Source organism: Ruegeria sp. HKCCE4148 (assembly GCF_017872495.1).
Lineage (GTDB): Bacteria > Pseudomonadota > Alphaproteobacteria > Rhodobacterales > Rhodobacteraceae > Ruegeria.
In genome coordinates, this window is sequence record NZ_JAEDOS010000005.1 from 93781 (window position 1) to 114511 (window position 20731).

Annotated in this window: 20 protein-coding genes; 11 read left to right on the forward strand and 9 right to left on the reverse strand. The window is 58.2% G+C overall.

Going from position 1 to position 20731, the window contains the following annotated elements:
- Positions 1–3: 3 nt before the first annotated feature.
- The 9 genes from I9187_RS15270 to lpdA all read left to right on the forward strand — a co-directional run bounded on the left by I9187_RS15270 (position 4) and on the right by lpdA (position 9858).
- Positions 4–714, forward strand: coding sequence for a sulfotransferase family 2 domain-containing protein (locus I9187_RS15270; protein WP_171179133.1), 711 nt, complete (start codon positions 4–6; stop codon positions 712–714).
- A gap of 152 nt (positions 715–866) precedes the next feature.
- A complete protein-coding gene (locus I9187_RS15275) occupies positions 867–1694 on the forward strand; it encodes a glycosyltransferase family 25 protein (protein WP_171179130.1) in 828 nt (275 codons plus the stop codon).
- A gap of 13 nt (positions 1695–1707) precedes the next feature.
- Positions 1708–2589: a succinate--CoA ligase subunit alpha gene (gene sucD / locus I9187_RS15280; protein WP_171093685.1), complete on the forward strand. Its 882-nt coding sequence runs from the start codon at positions 1708–1710 to the stop codon at positions 2587–2589.
- A gap of 41 nt (positions 2590–2630) precedes the next feature.
- Entirely contained in the window at positions 2631–3170 is a 540-nt protein-coding gene (locus I9187_RS15285) for a DUF805 domain-containing protein (protein ID WP_171179128.1), read from the forward strand.
- Positions 3167–6124, forward strand: coding sequence for a 2-oxoglutarate dehydrogenase E1 component (locus I9187_RS15290; protein ID WP_171179126.1), 2958 nt, complete (start codon positions 3167–3169; stop codon positions 6122–6124). Before I9187_RS15285 ends, I9187_RS15290 begins: the two co-directional genes overlap by 4 nt.
- 3 nt (positions 6125–6127) lie before the next feature.
- Positions 6128–7633, forward strand: a complete 1506-nt coding sequence (odhB, locus tag I9187_RS15295; RefSeq protein ID WP_171179124.1) for a 2-oxoglutarate dehydrogenase complex dihydrolipoyllysine-residue succinyltransferase — start codon at positions 6128–6130, stop codon at positions 7631–7633.
- 2 nt (positions 7634–7635) lie between these two features.
- Entirely contained in the window at positions 7636–7905 is a 270-nt protein-coding gene (locus I9187_RS15300; RefSeq protein ID WP_171179122.1) for a hypothetical protein, read from the forward strand.
- A gap of 84 nt (positions 7906–7989) precedes the next feature.
- On the forward strand, positions 7990–8400 hold the full coding sequence (locus tag I9187_RS15305) for an MAPEG family protein (protein ID WP_209509637.1): 411 nt from the start codon (positions 7990–7992) through the stop codon (positions 8398–8400).
- 69 nt (positions 8401–8469) lie between these two features.
- Positions 8470–9858 carry a dihydrolipoyl dehydrogenase gene (gene lpdA / locus I9187_RS15310; protein ID WP_171179119.1) on the forward strand — a complete coding sequence of 463 codons (1389 nt, stop codon included), beginning with the start codon at positions 8470–8472 and terminating at the stop codon, positions 9856–9858.
- A gap of 21 nt (positions 9859–9879) precedes the next feature.
- On the opposite strand, the gene I9187_RS15315 is transcribed toward lpdA, so the two are convergent.
- On the reverse strand, positions 9880–10458 hold the full coding sequence (locus I9187_RS15315) for a TetR/AcrR family transcriptional regulator (protein ID WP_171179117.1): 579 nt from the start codon (positions 10456–10458) through the stop codon (positions 9880–9882).
- Between the two features lie 101 nt (positions 10459–10559).
- On the opposite strand from I9187_RS15315, the gene I9187_RS15320 reads away from it, so the two are divergent.
- The gene (locus I9187_RS15320) at positions 10560–11153 is read left to right on the forward strand and encodes an NAD(P)H-dependent oxidoreductase (RefSeq protein WP_171179115.1); all 594 of its coding nucleotides are present in this window, start codon (positions 10560–10562) and stop codon (positions 11151–11153) included.
- Positions 11154–11174: 21 nt separating this feature from the next.
- On the opposite strand, the gene I9187_RS15325 is transcribed toward I9187_RS15320, so the two are convergent.
- The 4 genes from I9187_RS15325 to I9187_RS15340 are packed head-to-tail and all read right to left on the reverse strand — an operon-like array spanning position 11175 to position 14080.
- The gene (locus tag I9187_RS15325; protein WP_171179113.1) at positions 11175–11780 is read right to left on the reverse strand and encodes a pyridoxamine 5'-phosphate oxidase family protein; all 606 of its coding nucleotides are present in this window, start codon (positions 11778–11780) and stop codon (positions 11175–11177) included.
- Complete coding sequence (locus I9187_RS15330; protein WP_171179110.1) at positions 11767–12507, reverse strand: lysophospholipid acyltransferase family protein; 741 nt, start codon at positions 12505–12507, stop codon at positions 11767–11769. Before I9187_RS15330 ends, I9187_RS15325 begins: the two co-directional genes overlap by 14 nt.
- Positions 12507–13406: an FtsX-like permease family protein gene (locus I9187_RS15335; RefSeq protein WP_171179108.1), complete on the reverse strand. Its 900-nt coding sequence runs from the start codon at positions 13404–13406 to the stop codon at positions 12507–12509. Before I9187_RS15335 ends, I9187_RS15330 begins: the two co-directional genes overlap by 1 nt.
- Positions 13403–14080: an ATP-binding cassette domain-containing protein gene (locus I9187_RS15340; protein ID WP_171179442.1), complete on the reverse strand. Its 678-nt coding sequence runs from the start codon at positions 14078–14080 to the stop codon at positions 13403–13405. Before I9187_RS15340 ends, I9187_RS15335 begins: the two co-directional genes overlap by 4 nt.
- Before the next feature lie 181 nt (positions 14081–14261).
- Here I9187_RS15340 and I9187_RS15345 point away from each other — a divergent pair, with 181 nt between their 5' ends.
- On the forward strand, positions 14262–14975 hold the full coding sequence (locus I9187_RS15345) for a zinc-ribbon domain-containing protein (protein WP_171179106.1): 714 nt from the start codon (positions 14262–14264) through the stop codon (positions 14973–14975).
- A 3-nt stretch (positions 14976–14978) separates the two neighbouring features.
- Here I9187_RS15345 and I9187_RS15350 read toward each other — a convergent pair whose 3' ends face one another.
- From I9187_RS15350 to argH, 4 genes are all read right to left on the reverse strand, one after another.
- Positions 14979–17525 (reverse strand): TIGR02302 family protein, encoded by a 2547-nt coding sequence (locus tag I9187_RS15350; protein ID WP_348540113.1) that lies wholly within the window; start codon positions 17523–17525, stop codon positions 14979–14981.
- Positions 17526–17561: 36 nt separating this feature from the next.
- Positions 17562–18827, reverse strand: a complete 1266-nt coding sequence (gene lysA / locus I9187_RS15355) for a diaminopimelate decarboxylase (RefSeq protein WP_171238495.1) — start codon at positions 18825–18827, stop codon at positions 17562–17564.
- A gap of 304 nt (positions 18828–19131) precedes the next feature.
- A complete protein-coding gene (locus tag I9187_RS15360) occupies positions 19132–19329 on the reverse strand; it encodes an argininosuccinate lyase (RefSeq protein ID WP_171093711.1) in 198 nt (65 codons plus the stop codon).
- Positions 19329–20717 carry an argininosuccinate lyase gene (gene argH, locus I9187_RS15365; RefSeq protein ID WP_171179100.1) on the reverse strand — a complete coding sequence of 463 codons (1389 nt, stop codon included), beginning with the start codon at positions 20715–20717 and terminating at the stop codon, positions 19329–19331. Before argH ends, I9187_RS15360 begins: the two co-directional genes overlap by 1 nt.
- Positions 20718–20731: the final 14 nt, after the last annotated feature.

Consider the following 20731-nt stretch of genomic DNA (forward strand, 5'->3'; position numbering starts at 1 on the left):
CGAATGGTTGCTTTTCTCGACAAATACAACATTGCTTATTTTGGTGTCCACAAAGCTGCTGGAACATCCATTAAGCATGTCCTTTATAAAATCGAGACTGGTAATGAGTGGGATGGAAAGATCACGGAACTCCATCCCCGCTATCCGACCAGGCCAGTCCGACAGAGCGATTTTGAGAAAGCCCGCGATTATTGGAGTTTTGCAGTTGTTCGCGATCCAATAAAACGGTTTCTGTCTGGTTACCAAAATCGTGTGCACGATTTTGAGGACCTAAAAAAAGTACCTGTCGGTTCGGAGCATCAGAACAAGCTGATTGGCAAATTGTTCGGAATGCGAAATCAGCAACCGTTCAAAGGTTTCAAGACCAACCCGACGATAGAAGAGTTCATACGAGACTATGACAAATATTGTGACGTAAGCCGTGTAATGTATCTCCATACTTGTCCCATTGATGTTTTTCTGGGGCAAGATATTGGCTTCTTCGACGCTGTTTATACGACGTCCGAATTAGACAGGCTGGCTGCTGATTTGTCTGAAAGGCTGAACACTACCGTTCACATTGGTCGCAGAAATTCCAGCAGCACTACGCCGCCACGTTTCGAGGATTTATCCAAGGAATCCAAAGATTTTTTGGTGCGACATACACAAGCAGACTACGAACTGCTTGGGGCGTTTTTCCCCACCGGGCAAAACCTTATCAACACTTATGAATAGCGCCACGCAGGCGAGTTAACCCAAACAGGAGCACGAAGGAATGGCAGTCCTAATCGACCAAAACATCAAAACGATCCGTCGGAGCGCTATCAGCCTGACGACCAGATCGCCTTTGGTGTGGGCTGTCTGATCTGCCTGAAAAACTTAAACGCATGACCATCCCCATCTTCCTCATAGGTCTTGAACGCGCCACAGGGCGGGCGCGTTTGATGGAGCAGGAGCTGCAAAAGGCAGGCCTGTCAGCGACGCGCGTTAATGCTGTTGATTGCGACGCCGCCACCCGCGAGGATTTCCTGCGCGAGTGCAAGGCCGAGGGGCCGTGGGGCTATTTCCACACCAAGGACATGGCCTGCACCCTCAGCCATGCCAAAGCGTGGGAGGCATTGATCGCCTCGGGCGCTGAACAAGCGTTGATCCTTGAGGATGACGTGTTCCTGAGCCCGGAATTGGCCGATTGGCTGAATGACCCATCTTGGTGGCCCGCGGATGCTGATATCGTCCGGTTTGAACGCTGGCGCAGCACCAAGCTTTATGTCGCGCTTGGGCGCAAGCGCTTGATCCATCTGGGGCGCGAACTGCGCCTGATGCGATCGCGTCATCCCGGGGGCGCGGCGTACGCGCTGACGCGACAAGCGGCGCAGCATTTTCTGGCGCAGAAACCCTATGACATCACGTTGGACGGGCTTTTGTTCAATCCATCAGCTTCGGCTGCGGCGCGTCAGACCAACATCTATCAGGTGATCCCGGCCATGGTCGAACAGGGCAACGAAGCCCCCGGCGAATACAATATGGGGGCACCCCGCAGTCGGCCCACAGGCTGGCCATTGGTCCGGCAAAAGATCCGGCGTGGCATTGCTGAAATCAGCAGCGGGCTGCGTACCACGGCCAATCTGGCCCTGGGCCGTGCCACGCTCGAGAAAATATCCTATGCGCCGCATGTTCTGCCGGCGACTGAACCTAATCAATCCAACACCGCCTAGAGAAAGGGACAAAATGGCAGTCCTCATCGACGAAAACACCAAAGTGATCTGTCAGGGCTTTACCGGCTCGCAAGGTACATTCCACAGCGAACAGGCCATTGCCTATGGCACCAAGATGGTCGGCGGCGTGACCCCCGGCAAAGGCGGGATGGAGCATCTGGGCCTGCCCGTGTTCAACTCGGTCCACGAGGCCAAGCATGTGACCGAAGCCAACGCCTCGGTAATCTACGTGCCTCCGCCCTTCGCGGCTGACTCGATCCTCGAAGCGATTGATGCCGAGATGGAGGTGATCGTCTGCATCACCGAAGGCATACCGGTTCTGGACATGATGAAGGTGAAGCGTGCGCTGGAAGGCAGCAAGTCGCGCCTGATCGGCCCGAACTGCCCCGGTGTCATCACGCCCGATGCCTGCAAGATCGGCATCATGCCCGGCCACATCCATAAGCGCGGCTCGGTCGGCGTTGTGTCGCGTTCGGGCACCCTGACCTATGAGGCCGTCAAACAGACCACCGATGTAGGTCTGGGTCAGTCCACCTGTGTAGGCATCGGCGGCGACCCGATCAAAGGGACCGAGCATATCGACGTGCTGGAATGGTTCCTGGCCGACGACGAGACCACATCGATCATCATGATCGGTGAGATCGGTGGCTCAGCCGAGGAAGAAGCTGCGCAGTTCCTGGCGGATGAGGCCAAGAAGGGCCGCAAAAAGCCAACCGCTGGTTTCATCGCAGGCCGCACGGCCCCTCCGGGCCGCCGCATGGGCCACGCGGGCGCGATTGTCGCCGGTGGCAAGGGCGGTGCCGAGGACAAGATCGAAGCCATGCGCTCGGCCGGCATCGTCGTGGCCGAAAGCCCCGCGCAGCTGGGCGAGGCTGTGCTGGAAGCGATTGGCTGATATGGCAGCTTCGGCTGTCTAATCCGGGAGGAACGAAACACATGACCTTTAGTGAGGCTGTAAGAACGTGTTTCTCCAAATTCTTCACTTTTTCGGGCCGTGCATCGCGGCCCGAATATTGGTTCTTTTTTCTGTTCGTCGTGATCTGGAACTTGATCGCCGGGATCATCGACTGGCAGTTCTTCACGCAGGTCTCGGTCACTGAAAGCGATGAGGTGAAATCCGTCACCGCCACGTCCAGCCAACCGGTCCAAAGCATTGTCGGCCTGATCGTCTTTTTCCCCCATCTGGCCGTTGCATGGCGGCGGATGCATGACACCGGGCGCAGCGGGCTTTACGCCTTACTGCCGATCCTTTTGATCCTTGGGGCCTTTGCAGTTCTGATCTTTGGCATTGGCCTTGCCAGCCAGTTCCACGGCGGAACGCTCGACATTTTGTTTACCCGCGCAACATTGCTGATCGTCATTCCGACACTTATCGTTCTGGTGGTGTCGCCCCTTCTGGTGCTGTGGTGGCTGACCCGCCCCAGCCAGCCAGGCACCAACCAATACGGTCCCAACCCACATGAGGTAGCCCAATGACCGAACACTCGCCCAACTCTGCCTTTCATGCTTCAAGCTTCATGCAGGGGCATAATGCCGAATATCTGGAACAACTTTACGCCCAGTACACCAAAAACCCCGGTGCCGTAGACGCGGCCTGGGTTGAGTTCTTCAAGGCTATGGGTGACGCCGCGCCGGACGTTCAGAAAGAGGCCGAAGGGCCGTCTTGGGCGCGGACCGACTGGCCGCCCATGCCTGCCGATGATCTGACCGGTGCACTGACCGGGGAATGGGCCGAGATTGACGCCAAAGCGGCGGGTAAGAAGATCAAGGACAAGGCGGCTGACAAGGGCGTTGAGGTCAGCGACGACCAGATCAAACGCGCCGTTCTGGACAGCCTGCGCGCCCTGATGCTGATCCGAGCCTATCGGATCCGGGGCCATCTGGCCGCTGATCTGGATCCGTTGGGGATGCGCGCTGCAACCAATCACCCTGAGCTGGATCCGAAAACCTACGGCTTCACCGACGCCGACATGGACCGGCCGATCTTTATCGACAACGTTCTGGGGCTTCAGGTTGCCTCGATGCGGCAGATCGTCGAAATCGTAAAGCGGACCTATTGCGGCACCTTTGCGCTGCAATACATGCATATCTCGAACCCCGAAGAAGCCGCTTGGCTGAAAGAGCGGATCGAAGGGTACGGCAAGGAAATCGCGTTCACCAAGGAAGGCCGCAAGGCGATCCTGAACAAGATGGTCGAAGCCGAGGGCTTTGAGAAATTCCTGCACGTCAAATACATGGGCACCAAGCGCTTTGGTCTGGACGGCGGTGAAGCGCTGATCCCAGCGATGGAGCAGATCATCAAGCGCGGTGGCGCACTTGGCCTCAGCGACATCGTCATCGGGATGCCGCACCGGGGTCGCCTGAACATTCTGGCCAACGTGATGGGCAAACCGTACCGCGCCATCTTCAACGAATTCCAGGGCGGCAGCTTCAAGCCCGAGGACGTGGATGGTTCGGGTGATGTGAAGTACCACCTCGGGGCCTCCAGCGACCGTGAGTTTGACGGCAATTCTGTGCACCTGTCACTGACCGCCAACCCCTCACACCTTGAGGCGGTGAACCCGGTGGTTCTGGGCAAGGTTCGCGCCAAACAGGATCAGCTTGGCGACACGGATCGCACCAAGGTCATGGCCATCCTGCTGCATGGCGACGCAGCCTTTGCCGGCCAGGGTGTCGTGGCCGAAGGGTTTGGTCTGTCTGGTCTGCGCGGTCACAAGACCGGCGGCACCATGCATATCGTAGTAAACAACCAGATCGGCTTTACCACTGCGCCGCACTTCTCGCGCTCGAGTCCCTATCCGACGGATATCGCGTTGATGGTTGAAGCGCCGATTTTCCACGTGAACGGGGATGACCCCGAGGCCGTGGTGCACGCGGCCAAAGTGGCGACCGAGTTCCGCCAGAAGTTCCACAAGGATGTGGTTCTGGACATCTTCTGCTACCGCCGGTTTGGTCACAACGAGGGCGATGAGCCCATGTTCACCAACCCGATCATGTACAAGAGGATCAAAACGCACAAAACCACGCTGTCTCTGTACACCGAGCGTTTAGTCAAAGACGGCCTGATCCCCGAGGGTGAGATCGAGGACATGAAGGCCGCCTTCCAGGCACATCTGAACGACGAGTTCGAGGCCGGAAAAGATTATAAGCCGAACAAAGCCGACTGGCTGGACGGGCGCTGGTCGCATCTGGACAAGAACAAAGACGAATACATGCGAGGCGAGACCGCGATCACGCCCGAGACTCTGGCCGAGGTTGGTGGCGCTCTGACCCGCGCCCCGGCCGGATTTGCCTTGCACAAAACCGTTGGGCGTCTTCTGGACCACAAAAAGCAGATGTTTGAATCCGGCACTGGTTTTGATTGGGCCACCGGTGAGGCGCTGGCCTTCGGATCACTATTGACCGAAGGGTACCCGGTGCGTCTGGCCGGGCAAGACGCCACCCGTGGCACGTTCAGCCAGCGCCACTCGGGGTTCATCCATCAGGAAACAGAAGAGCGTTACTACCCGCTGAACAACATCCGCCCAGGCCAGTCGCACTACGAAGTGATTGACTCGATGCTGTCCGAATATGCTGTGCTTGGGTTTGAATACGGCTATTCGCTGGCCGAACCCAATGCGCTGGTCCTTTGGGAAGCTCAGTTTGGTGACTTCGCCAATGGTGCGCAGATCATGTTTGACCAGTTCATCAGTTCTGGTGAATCCAAATGGCTGCGGATGTCCGGTTTGGTCACACTGCTGCCGCATGGGTTCGAAGGGCAAGGCCCCGAACACTCATCCGCGCGTCTGGAGCGGTTCCTGCAAATGTGTGGTCAGGACAACTGGATCGTGGCGAACTGCACGACACCCGCGAACTATTTCCACATCCTGCGCCGACAGCTGCACCGCACCTTCCGCAAACCGCTGATCCTGGTGACACCCAAATCGCTGCTGCGCCACAAACTCGCGGTCAGCAGAGCCGAAGAATTTACCACCGGCTCCAGCTTCCACCGGGTGTTGTGGGACGACGCCCAACAGGGGAACTCGGACACCGAACTGGTGGCGGATGACAAGATCAAACGTGTCGTGCTGTGTTCGGGCAAAGTGTATTATGACCTGCTGGAAGAACGTGACGCGCGCGGGATCGACGACATTTATCTGCTGCGGATCGAGCAGTATTACCCCTTCCCGGCCCATTCGCTAATCAACGAGCTTGAGCGGTTCAAAGAGGCCGAGATGGTCTGGTGTCAGGAAGAGCCCAAAAACCAGGGTGCCTGGTCCTTTATCGAGCCCAATATCGAATGGGTTCTGACCCGGATCGGAGCGAAACACAAACGTCCGGTTTATGCCGGTCGCGCAACCTCGGCCTCACCCGCGACGGGTCTGGCCAGCCAACACAAAGCCCAACAAGAAGCGCTGGTTAACGAAGCGCTGAGCACCAAAGGAAAGTAAGCGATGACGATTGAAGTTCGTGTTCCCACGCTTGGCGAGTCGGTCACCGAAGCCACTGTTGCCACATGGTTCAAGAAGCCCGGCGATGCAGTCGCCGTGGATGAGATGCTGTGTGAGCTTGAAACCGACAAGGTTACAGTTGAAGTGCCTTCTCCCTCTGCGGGTGTGATGGCCGAGATTGTAGCCGCCGAAGGTGATACCGTTGGCGTAGATGCTCTGCTGGCGACCATTACAGCAGGCGAAGGCGCGGCCCCTGCCCCTGCGGCAACTGCAGCACCGGCGGCCGCGCCCGCCCAAGCAGGCGGGTCGGTTGATGTCATGGTTCCCACTCTTGGTGAATCTGTTACGGAGGCTACCGTTTCGACCTGGTTCAAACAGGTTGGCGACAGCGTCGCGCAGGACGAAATGTTGTGTGAACTGGAAACCGACAAAGTCTCGGTCGAAGTTCCGTCCCCGGCTGCGGGAGTTCTGGCAGAAATCGTTGCTCCGGAAGGTGCAACTGTGGATGCAGCAGCCAAGCTGGCAGTGATCTCTGGCTCTGCAGCAGGTACCGCGCCCGCGTCGGCCCCGGCAGCAGCAGCGGCCCCCGCTGCGGCAAGCACCGGTAAGGATGTGGCAAACGCACCCTCTGCCGAAAAAGCGATGGCCGAGGCCGGATTGTCAGCTGATCAGGTCACCGGCACCGGTCGCGATGGCCGCATCATGAAAGAAGACGTGGCAAAGGCTGTCTCTTCGGCTCCGGCACCAGCACCGGCGGCACCAGCCCCAGCTGCACAGGCTCCGCGCGCACCGGTTGCGGCCGAAGACGAAGCCCGCGAGGAACGCGTGCGCATGACCCGTCTGCGTCAAACCATCGCCAAGCGCCTGAAGGATGCACAGAATACTGCTGCGATCCTGACCACCTATAACGAGGTGGACATGACCGAGGTGATGGCCCTGCGCAACCAGTACAAGGACCAGTTCGAGAAGAAGCACGGCGTCCGCCTTGGTTTCATGTCCTTCTTCACCAAGGCATGCTGCCATGCGCTGAAAGAAGTGCCTGAGGTGAATGCCGAGATTGACGGCAACGACATTGTCTACAAGAACTTCGTACACATGGGCGTCGCCGCTGGTACTCCGCAAGGTCTGGTGGTTCCGGTGATCCGCGATGCGGACAGCATGTCCTTTGCCGCGATTGAAAAAGCCATCGCCGAGAAAGGCAAGCGCGCCCGCGACGGTAAGCTGTCCATGGCCGAAATGCAGGGCGGCACGTTCACCATTTCGAACGGTGGCGTCTATGGCTCGCTGATGTCATCGCCGATCCTGAACCCCCCGCAGTCGGGCATTCTGGGGATGCACAAGATTCAGGATCGTCCAATGGTCATCAATGGTGAGATCAAGATCCGCCCGATGATGTATCTGGCGCTGTCCTATGACCACCGGATCGTTGATGGCAAAGGTGCTGTGACTTTCCTTGTTCGCGTGAAAGAGGCGCTGGAAGATCCGCGCCGCCTGCTGATGGACCTGTAATCATGGCAACACATGTACTCTGGCAGGCCGATGTGGCCGATTTCGACGCCTGGCTGAAAGTGTTCAAGGAAGATCGCAAGATGCGTGAGGCCGCGGGTATCCGCGACCTCCACATCTGGCGAGACCCGGACCAGAAGGACCATGCGGTGGCGTTGTTCGAAATCACCGATCTGGAGCGCGCGCAGAACTTTATCGAATCTGAGGAACTCGCCATGCATCACGAACGTGGTGGCGTGGCGCATATTCACACTAAAATTCTGACACCAGTCTAAATCCGATGGCAGAGCGCAAGCGGCAACACATCTGCTTCTGCGCTCTGCCGTCATACACATCAAACTCCAATGCGGCGTCTTGCAATGAACGCAGAACTGACAGCACTGACTTTGGCAGCCCTTTTACAGGTTGTGCAGTTTGTACTTATGGCAGTTCCTGCAAATCTGGAGTTGGGTCCGGGCAAAACCATGTTACCCCGTGACAGGGCCAGATTGGGCGGGACGCTAGAAGATCAGCTCTCAGATGGAACAGCCCGGCTCTACCGTGCCCTCAACAACCATTTCGAGGGGTTGATCCTGTTTGCCATTGCCTGTGTTGTTGTCACCGTTTCAGGCAAGGAAAACGCACTAACGGCCACCTGCGCCTGGACCTATCTGGCCGCGCGCGTGCTGTATGTTCCCGCATACTATTTCGGTTGGAAACCATGGCGCAGCGTCATTTGGTTCTTCGGGTTTCTGGCCACGACCCTCATGCTTTTGGTGGTTTTGCTATGAGACCGCCAACCCATATCTTGTTCAGAGGTTCCTGCCCTGCAACAACCCGAATTCTCAAGGAGATCTTCCATGGCAAATTATGACGTTATCGTAATCGGCGCCGGCCCCGGCGGCTATGTTTGCGCCATCCGCTGCGCCCAGCTGGGTTTGAAAACCGCCGTGGTCGAAGGGCGCGACACGCTGGGTGGAACCTGCTTGAACGTAGGTTGCATTCCGTCCAAGGCGCTGCTGCATGCCAGCCATCAACTGCACGAGGCCGAGCATAACTTTGCCAAGATGGGCCTGAAGGGCAAAAGCCCTTCGGTCGACTGGAAACAGATGCAGGCCTATAAGGACGAGGTGATTGAGGGCAACACCAAGGGCATCGAATTCCTGTTCAAAAAGAACAAGATCGACTGGCTGAAAGGCTGGGGATCGATCCCTGCCGCCGGTCAGGTCAAGGTCGGGGATGAAGTGCATGAAACAAAGAACATCATCATTGCGTCTGGGTCCGAGCCTTCCTCTCTGCCGGGTGTAGAAGTGGACGAGAAGGTTGTCGTGACCTCAACCGGCGCGCTGTCGCTGGGCAAGATTCCGAAGAAAATGGTCGTCATCGGCGCAGGCGTGATCGGCCTGGAACTGGGCTCGGTCTACAGCCGACTGGGGGCGGAAGTAACGGTGATCGAGTTCCTCAAGGAAATCACACCAGGCATGGACCCAGAGGTACAAAAGACGTTCCAGCGTATCCTCAAGAAGCAGGGCCTGAACTTTGTCATGGGTGCTGCGGTGCAAAAGACCGAAGCGACCAAGACCAAGGCAAAGGTCACCTACAAACTGCTCAAGGACGACAGCGAACACGTGATCGATGCCGATACCGTGCTGGTCGCCACCGGGCGCAAGCCGTACTCCGATGGTCTTGGGCTTGACGCCTTGGGTGTCGAGATGACCCAACGCGGCCAAATCAAGGTGGGTTCCGACTGGCAAACCAATGTGCCGGGCATCTATGCCATTGGCGACGTCACCGAAGGTCCGATGCTGGCGCATAAGGCCGAAGACGAGGGCATGGCCGCCGCCGAACAGGTTGCGGGTAAGCATGGCCATGTGAACTACGGCGTTATTCCGGGGGTGATCTATACTTGGCCTGAGGTTGCCAATGTGGGTGAAACCGAAGCAACGCTTAAAGAACAAGGCCGCGCCTATAAGGTTGGCAAGTTCATGTTCATGGGCAATGGGCGCGCCAAGGCGAACTTTGCCTCGGACGGGTTCGTCAAAATCCTCGCCGACAAGGAAACTGACCGCATTCTGGGCGCTCATATCATCGGGCCTGCCGCGGGTGATCTGATTCACGAGGTCTGTGTCGCGATGGAGTTTGGTGCTTCGGCAGAAGATCTGGCCCTGACCTGTCATGCGCACCCGACCTATTCGGAAGCCGTGCGTGAGGCCGCCTTGGCTTGCGGCGACGGCCCGATCCACAGCTAAGAGTTTTGACCCCGGCAGAAATCAGCTTGTCGGGGTCAACCAAGCATCCAGATAGGTCTCGAGCCTGTCTGTGAATGTCGTTGCGGAATGCAGAGCACAAAACCGCAACGACATGGCCTGAATGGCAAAGGCCTGAACACCTTCGGCCAAAAGCTCGGGTGGCACGTCCTTACGCATATCTGCAGCTTCAAGCCACAACATCACGACCCGAAAGTACCTTTCAAAACAATAGGCTATCGGGCCTATATCTTCGATGGCCGTTGCACCGGAATATCTGATCAACAGATCGAAAACGTATCGCTCGGACGTCATGAAACTGTGCACCGGTTCGAGCGCCACGATGATCTCATCAACTGTCTTGGGTGGTGTTCCGGCTTCGGCCTGGTCCAGACACGCATTCAATCTTTCGCCGATCAGGATTTCCATTAGCGCATCCTTGTCGTTGAAATGCGCAAAGAAAGTGCCCTTGGCGACGCCTGCCGCTTTTACCACGTCTTCCACCCGCAAAGCTTGGTAGCCATCACTTCGGACAACCGCCTCAGCAGCCGAGAGAAGCTTGGCGCGGGTTTTGATCGTACGTTTCTGAATCGCCTTTTGCATACCGCTCAATCGCACAGTTTTTGACCGTGGTCAAATTTAATATTGACCGTGGTCATTTTTGATTCTAAAAATTGACCGTGGTCATTTTTAGGAGAATCACGATGCAACCCAAGAAAATCCTCATCCTCGACGGACACCCGGCAGAAAGCAGTCTGTCCCGGACCTTTGCCGAAACATATCGGGACGCTGCCCTCAAAAACGGCCATGACGTCCGAATGGTTCATCTGAGCGATCTGCAGTTCGATTTTGATTTCGGTCAGGGCAATTACCACGACTTCAAACCGCTTGAACCGGTTCTGGAACACGTGCTGCAAGACTTTGAGTGGAGTGATCATCTGGTTCTGACCACCCCGATGTGGTGGGGCGGTCTACCCGCGAAACTCAAGGGACTGATCGACCGGACATTCATCCCCGGGCGAACGTTCGACACTCGGAACACGACAAAGATCGGCTTTCCGGCCCCCATGCTGACGGGACGCACCGCACGCGTCATACTGACCTCAGATACACCGGGCTGGTTTATGCGGCTGATCTATCGGCAAGCGCTTATCCGTCAGGTTCGTGATCAGATCCTTGGCTTTGTAGGCTTCAAACCAACCCGCTTCACCTATTTCGCAGGTGCAAGTTACCCAAAACCCGGACACGTAGATCGCTGGATCGAAAAAGTCTCGAGGATCGGAGCAGCTGCGGTTTGAACCCGCAGCCACATGTTTCGCCTACCACATTGTTTTCGCGGCGCGTGCAGCCCATTCACTATCATATTGCGCGCCGCCTTCTTCGCCTTCCGACGCCTCGGACAAAAGCTGCCCAATCGTTGGAAGGACAGCACTCTCGTCCCCGCTGGTCCAGATAGCTGAACGCATCAAAGCACGCGCGCATTGGCTGTAAATCTCGGCGATCTCAACAACGACGACAGCCGCCGGGCGCTTGCCGCCCTTTGCGAAATGCTGTCGCAAACCTTCATCCGCATTAACGCGAGCGATCCCATTCACGCGAACAACGTTGTCGGAACCCGGAACAAAAAACATAAGCGCAACACGCGGGTCGCGCACGATATTCCGCAGTGAATCCAGCCGGTTGTTGCCACGCCAATCCGGCAAAACCAGCCGTCGCTCATCCAATTCCAGTACAACAGGGCCGTCGTCGCCTCGGGGGCTGCCATCCACACCTTCCGGGCCAACAGTGCTGAGGACGCATAGGCGCGAGGCCATAATCCACTTGCGATACAGGGGCGTCAGTCGGTGAACGACCTTTCGCAAGGATGGCGCGCCGGGTTTGCCATACAATGCTTCCAGCGCTGCAACGTCGTCAATGTACTCCATCCGGATCAAACCCCACTTCGCGCATCAGCTCATTCGAGCGTGTTTCAATCACGTCTTCCAATCGACCAAGAAAATCGTCCCGCTCAACGCCGGGTTCGATTGGCTCAAGAAAATCCACAATCGCAAGACCCGGTTTGCGCATGACACCGGTTCGGGGCCAGAACACCCCGGCATTTGTAGCCACCGGAACGCAGGGAAATCCCAGACCTTCGTAAAGAACCGCCGTCCCAACCTTGTAGGGTTTCTTGGCGCCCGGCGCGACACGCGTGCCTTGAGGGTAGATCACCAGTTGCCCGGGCTCTGAAAACTCTTTCGCCACATCCTTGACCATCTTAGCCACCGCGGCGCCGCGTTTCCCTCGATTGACCGGAATACAACCAAGGCGACGGGCATACATTCCGATAACAGGTGTAAACAGCAATTCACGCTTCATTATGAACTTCCCATGCGGGATGGCATTGAAGATCATGATGATATCAAGGAACGACTGGTGCTTGGCACCCACGACCACTTCATTCGAAGGCGCGGTTCCCCGAACCTCACAACGAATACCCACCATCCAACGGGCCAGCCACATGGTACTGCGCGCATAGGTTTTACACGCCATCAGGGCCCCCCGCTTCGAGAACAGGGCATAGGGTAGAAACACAATGCCAAGGATCAGCATCCAGGCATAGATAACGATCATAAAGACCAAAGAGCGCACCCACTGTAAGGCTGAGAACATCAGGAAAGCTCCTTCAACTTGCGACGGGCCGCAGCCCAGGTGGCGAAAAAGGCAACAGCCGCGCCGAGTATTGGGATGACGATCGGCAGCAACCAGTCCGTGCCCTGAAAGCCAACCCCCGTCAGAAATCCGCCCGCATCCGAGGCCTCGGGCAAAAGCAAAACGCCTGTCATACCCAGCAAAGTCCCGAGCAAGGCCCCGAAAAAAGCGCGATAGGTAAAGCGCCGGACAAAAGCCCCGGCGATAAACCCGTCGCGCGCGCCGACCAGACGCAAAACTTCGATGATCTGCGCATTGGCCGCCAGAGATGCGTTTGCCGCAAGCGTGATCATTGCCGCCGTCGCCCCCCCGATCAGCAGGATCGAAATCCACCCCAATCGCCGGAGTGACATTGCGGCTTCGATAAGAGGTTCGCGCCATCGCGTATGATCATCCAGTACCGCGCCCGGCACTTCGGCACCCAGGCGAAGACGCAGGCCCATCACATCCATTCCCGGTTCGCCTTCGGTGATTTCGATAAGCTGTGGGATGGGCAAAGTGTCTAAGGGCAGGTCCGGTCCGAACCACGGTGACAGCAATGCGACCTGTTCCTCGGCGCTTAGCGCGCGCGCCGATGCAACGCCGGGCGTTTGGCCCAGAACTGTCAGCGCGGCTTCGGTCTGCGCGGCAAGTTGTTCTGTCGGGGCATTGATCCTCAGGGTTGCGGCCCCCGCCAGTTCCGAAGCCCAACGGTCGGCAATCCGGCCGGACGCGAGCGCCAACGCAAGTGCAAACACCACCAGAAATGCCATCGCTCCAGCAACAAACAATGTTAGATGAGCGGTGTATCCGGTTGGGGGAACAACGCGGTTCGCCCGCGTATCGCCGCGCAGCAGAGTACTTACTTCGGCTCTGGTCATAGGTCGGCCCCCGCCAGATGCAGCTTGCGCTGAGAAATGCGCAATACGCGTGCCTGAACCTGACTTTTGGCGGCTCGGATCAGGCTCATGTCATGGGTTGCGATCAATACTGTCTTGCCCATTCTGTTCAACTCGATCAACAGACGCAGCAGACGTTGGGACATTTCCCAATCCACATTGCCAGTGGGCTCGTCCGCCAACACGACATCCGGCGACAGGATGACAGCGCGGGCCAAGGCAGCGCGTTGACGTTCGCCACCGGACAACTCAGGCGGATGCGCTTCAAGCCGCGCGCCTAAACCCACCCAGCTTAGCAGTTCGGTCAGATTGTCCTGTTCCGAAGACTCCGAGCGCCCGGAGACCATCAATGGCAAGGCAACGTTTTCGGCCAGCGTCATGTGGTCCAGAAACTGGCAATCCTGATGTACCACACCAACACGTCGGCGCAGCACGGCCAACTGATCCCGATCAAGGGACGAGATGTCCTGATCGAAAACACTCAGCCGCCCCGAGGTTGGCAGCAGGGCCCCATAGCACAGCTTGAGCAGCGTTGTTTTGCCCGCCCCCGAGGGGCCGGTCAGAAAGTGAAACGACCCCGGTTGCAATTGCACCGAGACATCGCTCAGCAACTCGCCGCCACCGTAGGTGTAGCTGACATTTTCCAGCTCGATCACACGTGCCCCCATTATTTGCTGCTCTTCTTGCCCGAGCAGGGTGGCGGATTCAATGGCTCTACCGAGTCCAATTGGTGACACTTGGCCCATGAAACCGAAAACGCCCTTTGCTGATGGGTCTTAACGGAATATCATCCCTGAAAAAACTATTATCGGCCCATCGCCCGGCCGGGGAGGCAGCATGCGTCTTACATGTCCGAATTGCGGTGCGCAGTACGAGGTTCCTGACGAGGTTATTCCCGAGGAAGGTCGTGACGTGCAGTGTTCCAACTGTGATAAGACCTGGTTTCAGCCCAAGCACCAGGAAGAACCTGCAGCCGCACCGGCTGAAGACGCACATCCCCCTGCTGAGGAGGAGGCCACAACCCAGGCAGAGCCCGCAAAAGAGGCTGTAACTGCGGAAGACGCGACCCCTGCGGCGGAAGACACTGCTGCGCCTGCGGGCAATGTCGATCCGTCCGTCGCCGACATTCTAAAAGCAGAAGCGGCCCGCGAAGCCGAATTGCGCGCAAAAGAAGGCAGCAACCTGGAAAGCCAGCCTGATCTGGGTTTGGACCAACCGCCGGAACCCAAGGTCAAGCCCAAGCGGCCTGCCGCTTCGGAAACCGCTGTTGACGCTGGCCAAAAAGATGCACTGCCCGATGTCGAAGCAATCAATTCCAGTATGCGCGCGACCGAAGCGGAAGAGACCCCTCCGCCGCCCCGCAAATCAGGCGGGTTCCTGCGCGGTTTTGCGCTGATGCTGATCATCGGCGTGGTTCTGTATCTGATCTATGGCAACGCACAGCAGATCGGAGAGGCCGTGCCACAGGCCGACCCACTGCTCAGCTCTTACGTGTCTCTGGTGGATCAGGCGCGGATCTGGCTTGAAGCTCAGGCCGGAGCTCCGAACTGAGGTTCAGAACCGCTCCAACAGACGTTTGAGGTATTCCAACTCGATCTCGGGGCGGTCCGTTTCTCCGGTCCGGCGACGGATTTCATCCAACAACTCGCGCGCCCGGCGATAGACATCTTCGCCCTGCAGCAGGTTTTCGTCGGTTGAGATTGAACCACCGGCCCCAGGGTTTCGACCCAAGGGATCGCGGCTATTGGCTTGCGCTTCGCCTTCCTGCGTGCCCTGACCCGGCTGGTTCTGCTGGTTCTGGGCCATAGCCTCGCCTAATGAACGCATCCCTTCACGCAGGGCTTCCATGGCCTCAGACTGGCGGTCGATGGCTTCGGCCAGATCGTCTCCTCGTAAGGCCTGTTCCGCCTCGTCCATGGCGCGCCCGGCGCGGCCAAGCGCATCACGCGCGGCGTCTCCTTCAGGCGTCCCCGCGCCTGGCAAATTCTGTTGCTGGCGATTCAGTTCATTGCGCAGGGCCTGCTGACGGTCCGCCAGTGATCCCTGCCCCTGCTCGCCCTCTCCGGCCTGATCCGAGCCTTGACCCTGACCACCCTGGCCTTCGTGGCTTTGCCCCCGGCCAAGCCCGCCATTGCGGCCTTCGTTGCCTTGGCTTTCACCGGATTGCGCACCGGGGTTGAACTGTTCTTGCAAGTCGCGGAACGCCTGATCGCTGAGACCTTGCTGTTCGCGCAGAGTTTCAGCCAGACCTTCCATAGCCTGCTGCCCTTCGGATTGTTGGCCTTGCCCCTGGCCTTGGGTCACGCGCATGTTTTCCATCATCTGCTGGAACTCTTCCAGCGCCTGCTGGGCTTCGGCCATACGGCCCTGTTCCATCAGTTCCTGAATGCGGTCCATCATGCGCTGCAGGTCATCCTGCGACATTTGAAGGGTCTCGCCACTCTGACCAGGCTGGATTTCACCTTCCTGACCATTCTGCTGAGCAAGACGTTGTAGCTGCTGCAGATAATCCTGCGTCGCTTCGCGAAGCTCTTGCATAAGCTCGGCGATTTCTTCGTCGCTGGCCCCGTTTTGCATCGCTTCGGTCAAACGCTCCTGCGCGCGACGCATCCGCTCCAGAGCGTCCGCCAAGGTGCCATCCTCGATCAACACAGCCAGGTCCCACAGGGCTTGCGCGATCTCTTCCTGCTGCTCTGGGTTCAGCGCTCCGTATGTCTGGAAGGCTTCCAGCCGCCGCAAAACCACACGCAAGCGCAAGTAAGCGGTGTCTGACCGAAACAGATCCTCTGGCAGATGAGAGACAGCCCGCAACAGCTGCGCCACGCGCGGCGCGTTGGACCGCGACCAGAGCAGATCACGCCGCTGTTCGATCACCGCTGCCGCTAAAGGGTCAAAGAATCGACGGGCTGGCAAGGCAGTCAAAAATGGCTCGGACGCCGACTGCTGATCAGCCGCATCCACGGCCATCAACGTGATCTTCACCGGCAGGTGAGCCCAGGGATGCTGTGAAAAGTCTTCGATCAGATCTTCGCTGAAATCGGCACGGTCACCGGTGATCGGCATTGGCAGTTCGATCTCAATCACCTCTCGCGGCTCGGGCTTGGTCGCCAACCCATGGCGGCGATCCACCGATGCCAGATCCAGTTCGATCCGGGCCGAGCCCGACACCACGCCATAATCGTCACTGGCAACAAAGGGCAGTTTCATTTGCCCGCCTGCCTCTGCTTCGGCAGATCCGGCAACCGCGATCTTCGGGGTCGCATCGTCAATGACCTGTACGGCCCATTCGCGACCTGCAGGGCCATCGATACGCATCTGGCCAGAACGTTCAGCCACAAATTCCTGTTCGGGATTGGTTGCGGCCTGAGTGCCCACGACCGAGCTGTTTTCGGTCAGGCTATGTGCGCCGACCTCACCATACATCCTCAAAGTTATGCGGCTGCCTTTTGGAACTGACAACTGGCCGTCTGCTTGATCGGCCAAGTAAAGCGTCGGTAAACCCGTATATCTTGGGGGTTCAACCCATCCTTCCCATGTCGGGCCTTGCCCCGCATTTGCGCTTCCGGGCGCCATATCGGCCACCGACCCCACGCGCCACAAAGAGCCGAAGAGAACCGCCACCACAAAAGCCAACAGCGCTGCATAGCGCAGCGCGTAAGGATCACGCGACGCCAGCCGCAGGTCAGGTTTGGCTGGAGCAGCAGCAGCGGCGCGCTGAGCCATCCGGTCTTTGTGGGCCTGCCACAGTGCGACCGAATCCTGATCTGTGGACCCAATCGCCTGATCGTCCAAAAGGGCCTGGATCGGACGACCGGGCAGCGTCTCATCCAACCGCATGAGCGCATCCGCACGAGACGGTAGGCTAACTCTTTTCAGCCCCCAAACACCCGCCACAACAATCGAAATCAACGAAAGCGCGCCCGCGCCCCAAACGACCTCAACGGCGAATTGGTCTTGCAGACCCAGCATCAGCGCTGCAAGCAGGACCATCAGGATCGAGAACAGCGGCCAGAACGCACGCAATACCTGTTCAGCCACCATACCCATGTGGGTCAACCACAAGGACAGGCGCGGGATGGGCAGGTTCGATCTGTTGGTCAAGACGGGCCTCCGGGTTGGGCCCGCACGGTTATCGCATCAGAGCCACGAAGGTATGGTATCGCGGTTTATGATTTCGTCAAAGCTTGGCCGTTCACGAATGACTGCAAATTGATCACCATTGACCAAAACTTCGGGGATCAGGGGGCGGGTGTTGTATTCGCTGGCCATAACCGCTCCGTACGCGCCTGCGCTGCGGAAGGCGATCAGATCCCCTGATTTCAAAGGCGGCATATTGCGCTGCTTGGCAAAGGTATCCCCCGATTCGCACACGGGGCCCACTATGTCATAGGGTTGCTGTTCAACCCCGGCCGCTGGTTCCTGCACCGCAACGATGTCGTGATGCGCCTCGTACATTGCCGGGCGGATCAGGTCGTTCATGGCCCCATCGAGGATAAGAAAATCGCGACCTTCGCCTGACTTCACGTAAATCACCTTGCTAACCATCAACCCGGCATTGCCCGCGATAAGGCGGCCCGGTTCAATCTCGATCTCACAATCTAGATGTCCGAGTGTCTTCTTGATCAGTGCGCCGTATTCCAACGGAAGCGGCGGCGCGTCATTCGAACGGGTGTAGGGGATGCCCAACCCGCCCCCAAGATCGAGGCGGCGAATATTGTGACCTTCAGCCCGCAACTGTTCGGTCAGTTCAGCAACCTTGGTATAAGCAAGCTCGAACGGCTCAAGCTCGGTCAATTGCGAACCGATATGGACGTCGATCCCGATCACCTCCAGCCCCGGCAGGTTGGCAGCATGGGCATAAACCTCGGACGCGCGTGCAATCGGAATGCCGAACTTGTTTTCGGACTTGCCGGTTGCAATCTTGGCGTGGGTCTTGGCATCCACGTCCGGGTTCACCCGAACAGTGATCGGCGCCACAACGCCCAGCTCCAGTGCGACCGCGTTGATCACGTCCATCTCTGGCTCGGACTCAACGTTGAACTGGCGGATTCCACCTGTCAGCGCGGTACGAATCTCGTCCGCCGTTTTGCCAACCCCCGAAAAGACGATCTTGTCGCCTGGAACGCCTGCGGCTTTGGCCCGCAAATACTCCCCGCCCGAGACCACATCCATTCCTGCCCCCGCCTGCGCCAGAGTCTTCAATATGGCCTGGTTGCTGGCCGCTTTCATCGCGTAGCAAACCAGATGATCAGTGCCGTCCAGCGCATCATCAAACAGCTTGAAATGTCGCAGCAGTGTCGCCGTCGAATAGACGTAAAAAGGGGTTCCGACCGCTGCAGCGATTTCGGAAACAGGGACATCCTCGGCGAAAAGCGCGCCGTCGCGGTAGAGAAAATGATCCATACCCGCGCGCTTAGACCAGAAGGCGACTGCGGATCAATGGATTCCGCACTCAGAAGTCCCGTTAATTTGTGGTGGAAACTCCAACCCGACCATAGCCGGAGATTGAAATACCGCTGCCAGATTGCTTCGGCTCTGCCGCAGGCTCGGGGCGTCGCGCGGACGAGGGTTCACATGCCGCCAGCGCCGCAAATGCCAAAATCAGTCCAACTGTTCTCATGTCAGTGTCTTTTCGTTGAGAGGATCTACGCGTTGTTGCACGCGTCCTAAGTGGGGTAACGGGCCTAGGTGTGCAATATCAAAAGGTTCAGAACCCCAGATAGATACCCAGCGGCCCGCGGCTAAGACCAACGCCCCCTGCAACATAGGTCCCGCTGGTACCGACCCCAATCGTGGCGCTGGCCGTAGGCTGTACCGCAGTGGGCTGCGACGGTTCACCATCGGCCCCGCATCCGGCTAGTATCAGGCCGGACACCACGATCGCCACCACACGAACAGCTGTCATCACACCATTGCCTTCCATCGTTCGATCTGGGCACGCACCTGATCAGGGGCCGTGCCGCCGTAAGATTGGCGCGAGTTTACCGAGTTTTGCACGGTAAGAACAGAATAGACGTCATCGGTGATTTCCGCGTGAACCGATTGCATATCCTCCAGCGTCAGATCAGGCAGGTCGCAGCCTTTGCTTTCGGCCATGGCCACCAGCGACCCGGTAACATGGTGTGCATCGCGGAACGGCAGGCCCAAAACCCGCACCAACCAGTCAGCCAGATCGGTGGCGGTCGAAAAACCGGACCCCGCAGCAGCAGCCAGGCTATCTTGATTGGCGGTCATATCCTTGACCATGCCCTCCATCGCCGCCAGCGCCAGCATCCAGTTATCGGCAGCGTCAAAGACCTGTTCTTTGTCTTCCTGCATGTCTTTGGAATAGGCCAGCGGCAGACCCTTCATCACCATCATCAGCGCCGTGTTGGCCCCAAAGATACGCCCCACCTTGGCGCGGATCAGCTCGGCCGCGTCGGGGTTCTTCTTCTGCGGCATGATCGACGAGCCGGTCGAGAAGCGGTCGGATAGGGTCACAAACCGGAACTGAGCCGAGGACCAAATCACAAGTTCCTCGGCAAAACGAGACAGGTGGACGGCGCAGATAGACGCGGTCGACAGGAATTCCAACGCAAAGTCGCGATCACTGACCGCATCCAGCGAGTTTGCAGCAGGACGGTCGAAGCCCAGTGCCTCGGCCGTCATGTGGCGGTCGATGGGGAACGATGTTCCGGCCAGTGCTGCAGCCCCCAGCGGAGATTCGTTCATGCGCGCGCGCGCATCACGAACGCGGGACAGGTCGCGGCCAAACATCTCGACATAGGCCATCATATGGTGGCCCCATGTCACCGGCTGCGCTGTTTGCAGGTGCGTGAAACCGGGCATGACCCAATCGGCCCCAGCCTGAGCCTGCGCCAAAAGCGCGCGGATGAGTGCCAGCAGGCCGGTTTCGGCTGCGTCCAACTGATCCCGGACCCAGAGTTTGAAATCAGTCGCCACCTGGTCATTGCGCGAACGACCTGTGTGCAGACGGCCTGCCGGCTCACCAATCACCTCTTTCAACCGCGCTTCCACATTCATGTGGATGTCTTCCAATGCGGTCGAGAATTGAAATTCCCCGTTCTGGATTTCTGACAAAACGGTGAGCAGCCCTTCCCGAATAGCTTCGGCGTCACTATCACTTATAACGCCTGTGGCAGCCAGCATGGCGGCATGGGCGCGCGAGCCTGCGATGTCCTGGGCTGCCATCCGCTGATCGAAACCGATCGAGGCGTTGATCGCCTCCATGATCGCGTCTGGACCGGCGGCAAAGCGGCCGCCCCACATCTGGTTCGAGGATTGATCGGTCATGTAAGAAAACCCGG

Coding starts and splice junctions, on each gene's coding strand:
- I9187_RS15360 (WP_171093711.1), bottom strand. CDS start 19,329: ATGACAGCTGTTCGTGTGGTGGCGATCGTGGTGTCCGGCCTGATACTA.
- I9187_RS15305 (WP_209509637.1), top strand. CDS start 7,990: ATGAACGCAGAACTGACAGCACTGACTTTGGCAGCCCTTTTACAGGTT.
- odhB (WP_171179124.1), top strand. CDS start 6,128: ATGACGATTGAAGTTCGTGTTCCCACGCTTGGCGAGTCGGTCACCGAA.
- I9187_RS15325 (WP_171179113.1), bottom strand. CDS start 11,780: ATGGAGTACATTGACGACGTTGCAGCGCTGGAAGCATTGTATGGCAAA.
- sucD (WP_171093685.1), top strand. CDS start 1,708: ATGGCAGTCCTCATCGACGAAAACACCAAAGTGATCTGTCAGGGCTTT.
- I9187_RS15315 (WP_171179117.1), bottom strand. CDS start 10,458: ATGCAAAAGGCGATTCAGAAACGTACGATCAAAACCCGCGCCAAGCTT.
- I9187_RS15335 (WP_171179108.1), bottom strand. CDS start 13,406: ATGACCAGAGCCGAAGTAAGTACTCTGCTGCGCGGCGATACGCGGGCG.
- I9187_RS15270 (WP_171179133.1), top strand. CDS start 4: ATGGTTGCTTTTCTCGACAAATACAACATTGCTTATTTTGGTGTCCAC.
- I9187_RS15275 (WP_171179130.1), top strand. CDS start 867: ATGACCATCCCCATCTTCCTCATAGGTCTTGAACGCGCCACAGGGCGG.
- lysA (WP_171238495.1), bottom strand. CDS start 18,827: ATGGATCATTTTCTCTACCGCGACGGCGCGCTTTTCGCCGAGGATGTC.
- I9187_RS15345 (WP_171179106.1), top strand. CDS start 14,262: ATGCGTCTTACATGTCCGAATTGCGGTGCGCAGTACGAGGTTCCTGAC.
- I9187_RS15330 (WP_171179110.1), bottom strand. CDS start 12,507: ATGTTCTCAGCCTTACAGTGGGTGCGCTCTTTGGTCTTTATGATCGTT.
- lpdA (WP_171179119.1), top strand. CDS start 8,470: ATGGCAAATTATGACGTTATCGTAATCGGCGCCGGCCCCGGCGGCTAT.
- I9187_RS15290 (WP_171179126.1), top strand. CDS start 3,167: ATGACCGAACACTCGCCCAACTCTGCCTTTCATGCTTCAAGCTTCATG.
- I9187_RS15320 (WP_171179115.1), top strand. CDS start 10,560: ATGCAACCCAAGAAAATCCTCATCCTCGACGGACACCCGGCAGAAAGC.
- I9187_RS15285 (WP_171179128.1), top strand. CDS start 2,631: ATGACCTTTAGTGAGGCTGTAAGAACGTGTTTCTCCAAATTCTTCACT.
- argH (WP_171179100.1), bottom strand. CDS start 20,717: ATGACCGATCAATCCTCGAACCAGATGTGGGGCGGCCGCTTTGCCGCC.
- I9187_RS15300 (WP_171179122.1), top strand. CDS start 7,636: ATGGCAACACATGTACTCTGGCAGGCCGATGTGGCCGATTTCGACGCC.